At 76.5% G+C, this 4422-nt stretch carries 4 protein-coding genes and 1 pseudogene; 2 read left to right on the forward strand and 3 right to left on the reverse strand.

Features of this window, described 5'->3' with window-relative positions; translation table 11 throughout:
* From Q6969_RS13360 to Q6969_RS13370, 3 genes and pseudogenes are all read right to left on the reverse strand, one after another.
* Window positions 1–263: pseudogene (locus Q6969_RS13360) on the reverse strand (hypothetical protein); the annotation flags it as partial.
* Window positions 264–276: 13 nt separating this feature from the next.
* Window positions 277–864 (reverse strand): GNAT family protein, encoded by a 588-nt coding sequence (locus Q6969_RS13365; RefSeq protein WP_317230876.1) that lies wholly within the window; start codon window positions 862–864, stop codon window positions 277–279.
* A 44-nt stretch (window positions 865–908) separates the two neighbouring features.
* Complete coding sequence (locus tag Q6969_RS13370) at window positions 909–2228, reverse strand: glutamyl-tRNA reductase (RefSeq protein ID WP_317230877.1); 1320 nt, start codon at window positions 2226–2228, stop codon at window positions 909–911.
* Window positions 2229–2321: 93 nt separating this feature from the next.
* Between Q6969_RS13370 and hemE the strand changes: the two genes are divergently transcribed.
* Together hemE and Q6969_RS13380 are read left to right on the forward strand one after the other, a co-directional pair.
* Complete coding sequence (gene hemE / locus Q6969_RS13375; RefSeq protein ID WP_317230878.1) at window positions 2322–3446, forward strand: uroporphyrinogen decarboxylase; 1125 nt, start codon at window positions 2322–2324, stop codon at window positions 3444–3446.
* Window positions 3439–4422: FAD-dependent oxidoreductase (locus Q6969_RS13380; protein ID WP_317230879.1), on the forward strand; the 984-nt coding region annotated here is incomplete at its 3' end. The genes hemE and Q6969_RS13380, both read left to right, overlap by 8 nt.

Raw genomic sequence — 4422 nt, forward strand, 5'->3', positions numbered from 1 at the left:
TCCTCCTCGACCTGCACTCCCGGGCCGAGGTGCAGCGGTGGATCGGCTCCGGCCGCGGCGAGGCGGGTCCCGCCCCGCCGCTCGGCCAGCATGCGCGCCGGATCCGACGCGGTCCCGGCAAGGTGCGGACGGGCGCCCGGGGAGGCGGCGTAGGCGTCGAGCGCGACGACGTCGTCCGGCGTGAACGGCCGCAGCAGGAGCCGGGACGTGCGGACGGGGCCGCGCACCTCGACCGGGTCGAGCGCGGGGAGGTCGCCGTCCACCTGGGGCTCCGGGTCAGGGAGCGGGCGGCGTCGCCGCCCACTCGTCCGCCAGCACGGCGTAGTAGAGGCTGTCGACCCACTCGCCCTTCACGAGGTGCTCCTCGCGGAAGCATCCCTCGCGGCGCATGCCGAGGCGCTCGGCCATGCGCGCGGAGGAGGTGTTGCGGGCGTCGAGCTGCGCGAGGACGCGGTGGGCGCCCGCCCGCTGGAACGCGAGGTCGAGCACGGCCCGGCTCGCCTCGGTGGCGTAGCCGTGGCCGCTGAAGTCCGGGTTCATGACCCAGCCGACCTCGACCTGCCGGGACGCGGCGTTGCGGAGGAGCAGCGACACGTCGCCGATGACGCGGCCGGACGCGGCGCGCGGGTTGAGGCTCGGCTCGTCGGGCAGCTCGACGGCGAGCCCGAGGAAGTCGTGGCTCTGCTCGAGCCGCGTCCGCCGACGCCGCTGGGCGAGGTGCCGACGCGACGCCTCGCGGTCGCGGAGCGGCCAGAACATGTACTCGACGACGTCGGGCCGGCGCTGGATGTCGGCGTAGTCGTCGAGGTCGTCGGCCGTGTAGGGCCGGATCACCAGGCGCTCGGTGCGCACCGGGGCGGTCATCCTGAGCGGCGCGTCGAGGCGCGGGCCGCGGAGGACGCGGGGCCTCACGATGCCGAGCCGGCCTCGGCCGCGCGCGGCAGCGCCACGGCGACGGGGGAGGAGACCGCGGCGGGCATCTCCACGTCGAGGCCGAACAGCGCCTGCACGGCGTCGACGACGCGGGCGCCCTCGCCCTGGCGGGCGAGCTCGCGGGCGCGGACGGAGGGCTGGTGCACCAGCACGCTCACGAGGTGGCGCAGGGCCCTCTCGGTCGCCTCCGAGGAGTCGCCCCGGCGCCGGACGCGCTCCAGCTCGCCCTCGAGCACGTCGAAGATGTGGGTGCGGAGGGCGACCACGGCGGGGGCCACCTCGTCCTCGGCGCTGGCGGCGCGGAACTCGGCCGCCGCGGTGCTGACGATCTCGCGCGCGTCGTCCGTGGCGGTGAGGTCGCGCAGCGGGGCGTGGAGGCTGATGGTCTCGAGGTCGAGGAGCTCGACGCCCTCGACGGTGACGACGTCCGGGTCGACGTTGCGGGGGAGCCCGAGGTCGATGACCAGGCGACGGCGGCCGTCCCCGGAGACGGCGGCGGCGGCCTGCATGTGGTGCGCCGCGAGCACGGCGGTGGGGGCGGTGCTGCAGGTGACGACGACGTCGGAGGCGGCGAGCGCGCGGAGGAGGTCGCGGCCCTCGACCGCGGGGATGCCGTGGGGCCCGGCGAACTTCCGGGCGCGGCCGGAGGGCGAGTAGACGTGGACGTCGTGCACGCCGCGGTCGCGGAGGGCCGCGAGGCTCGCCCCCGCGTAGGCGCCCGTCCCGACGAGCAGCACGCGGGTGGCGGACCAGTCGGCGATGCGGCTCTCGGCGAGGTCGAGCGCGAGGCGGACCATGGAGCGCCCGGCGCTCTGCAGGCCCGTGCGGGTCTTGACCCCGCGGGAGGTGTTGGACGCGGTCTGGAAGAGGCGCTCGAGGCCCGTGCTCGTGGTGCCGCCGGTACGGGCGCCCTCGAGGGCGCGGCGCACCTGGCCGGCGATCTCGCCCTCGCCCACGACGACGGACTCGAGGCCGGAGGAGACCGCGAACAGGTGCTCGGCCACGGCGTCGCCGCACTTGACGTCGACGCTGCCGCGGACGTCGTCGCGCGCGATCCCGCTGGCGCCGCTGACCACGTCGACCGTGGCCTCCACGGCGAGGGCGCGGGCCGCGGTGAGGGGCTCCTCCACGTCGAGGTAGGCCTCGAAGCGGTTGCAGGTGGCGAGGACCACGGCCCCCGCGATGAAGTCGTTGCGCTCCATGAGCGTGCCGGCGACGGAGGGTGCGGCCACGGACAGCTTCTCGAGGACCTCGAAGCTGGCGTTGTGATGACTCGCCGTCAGACATATGAGCACACCCCATGGTAAACCTCCCGGCCGCGTGGGCGCCGCCGGTGAGGGTGCCCTGCCCTGCCTCCCGGCCGAGCGGGCGCGCAGGCGCGGGATGCGATGATCTTCCCCGTGATCACGCCCACCGCCCCCTCCTCGTCGCCCGCGTCCGCCGCCGTCCCGCTCCCCGCGGAGCACCCCCTCAACACCCGCACCGCGTCGTCGCTGCTGGTCGAGGCGTACCGCGGCCACCGCGGGGAGCGCGCGCCCGTGTGGTTCATGCGGCAGGCCGGCCGGTCGCTGCCCGAGTACCGGGAGCTGCGCGTCGGCACCCGCATGCTCGACGCGTGCCTGGACCCGGAGATGGCCAGCGAGATCACGCTGCAGCCGGTGCGCCGCCACCACGTCGACGCGGGCATCTTCTTCAGCGACATCGTCATCCCGCTGAAGCTCGCGGGCGTCGGGGTCGACATCGTCGCGGGACGCGGGCCGGTGCTCGAGCACCCCGTCCGCACCGCGGCCGACGTCGCCGCCCTCCCGTCGCTCGACCCGGCCGCCCTGGAGCCGATCCGCCAGGCGGTGGCCCGCACCGTGGCCGAGCTCGGCGACACCCCGCTCATCGGCTTCGCCGGCGCGCCGTTCACGCTCGCGGCCTACCTCGTGGAGGGCGGGCCGAGCAAGGACCACATCGCCGCCCGCGGCCTCATGCACGCGGATCCCGACGCCTGGGACGCCCTCATGCGCTGGTGCGCCCGGATCACCGGCGTCTTCCTGCACGCGCAGGTCATGGCGGGCGCGTCCGCCGCGCAGCTCTTCGACTCCTGGGCCGGCGGCCTGTCGCTCGCCGACTACACGCAGCGCGTCGCCCCCGCGTCGGCCCTCGCGCTCGACCACGTGCGCACCGTCACCGCGGCGGACGGCCGCACGGTGCCGCTCGTCCACTTCGGGGTGGGCACGGGCGAGCTCCTCGGCGCCATGCACGACGTGGGCGTCGACGCGGTCGGCGTCGACTGGCGCATCCCGCTCGACGAGGCCTCGCGCCGGCTCGGCGGGTCGGTGCCCGTGCAGGGGAACGTCGACCCGGCGCTGCTCGCGGCCCCGTGGCCGATCCTCGAGGCGCACGTCCGCGACGTGCTCGAGCGCGGGAAGGCGGCCCCGGCGCACATCCTGAACCTCGGCCACGGCGTCCCGCCCGAGACCGACCCGACCGTGCTCACGCGCATCGTGGACCTCGTCCGTGAGTAGCGATCCGCGTCAGGAGGCGGGCGAGGTCGACCCGACCGACGTCGTCGTCATCGGCGGCGGGGTGGGCGGGCTCGTCGCGGCCCGCGCCTGCGCGCTGGCCGGCCGCCGGGTGATCCTCGTCGAGGCCTCGCCGGCGCTCGGCGGCACCGTCGGGTCCCACGTCGTCGACGGCCTGCGGCTCGACAGCGGCGCGGAGAGCTTCGCCACCCGCCGCGGCACGGTCGCCGCGTTCCTCGCCGAGCTCGGCCTCGGCGACCGCATCGTGCAGCCGAACCCCGACGGCGCGTGGGTCCAGCTCGCCGAGCGCGCCATCCAGCTGCCGCGCACGGGCCTCCTCGGGATCCCCGCGCATCCGTTCGATCCCACGATCGCGACCGCCATCGGCCGCGCGGGCGTCGTCCGCGCGAAGGCCGACCTGCTCCTCCCCGTCGTGGTCGGCGCCCGGGAGCGCACGCTCGGCGGCCTCGTGCGGGCCCGCATGGGCGACCGCGTCGTCGATCGGCTCGTCGCCCCCATCGTCTCGGGCGTGCACAGCGCCCACCCCGACGAGGTCGACGCGGACGCGGTCGCCCCGGGCCTCCGCCAGGGCCTCGCCGAGCAGGGCTCGCTCGGGCGCGCGGTCGCGTCGATGCGCGCCGCCTCGCCCGCCGGATCCGCCGTCAGCGGCATCGTCGGCGGGGTGCACCTGCTGGTCGACGCGCTCGTCGCCGACCTGGAGCGCCTCGGCGTCGACGTCCGCACGTCGCTCGCCGTCTCGTCCGTGCACCGGCACCGCTCGCACGAGGGCGCGGCCGCGCACGACGACTGGCACGTCGACCTCGCGGACGGCCGCGGCATCGACGCCGCCGGCGTGGTGCTCGCGATCCCGGCCGCGGCGCTCGTCCGGCTCTTCTCCGGGCTCGCGCCGCGCGCCGTCACGGAGGGCTGGCCCGCGCCGTCCTCCGTCGAGCTCGTCACCCTGGTCGTGCGCGCCCCC

Origin of the sequence: Clavibacter sp. MX14-G9D (assembly GCF_032917815.1) — a bacterium.
GTDB classification, from domain to species: domain Bacteria; phylum Actinomycetota; class Actinomycetes; order Actinomycetales; family Microbacteriaceae; genus Clavibacter; species Clavibacter michiganensis_K.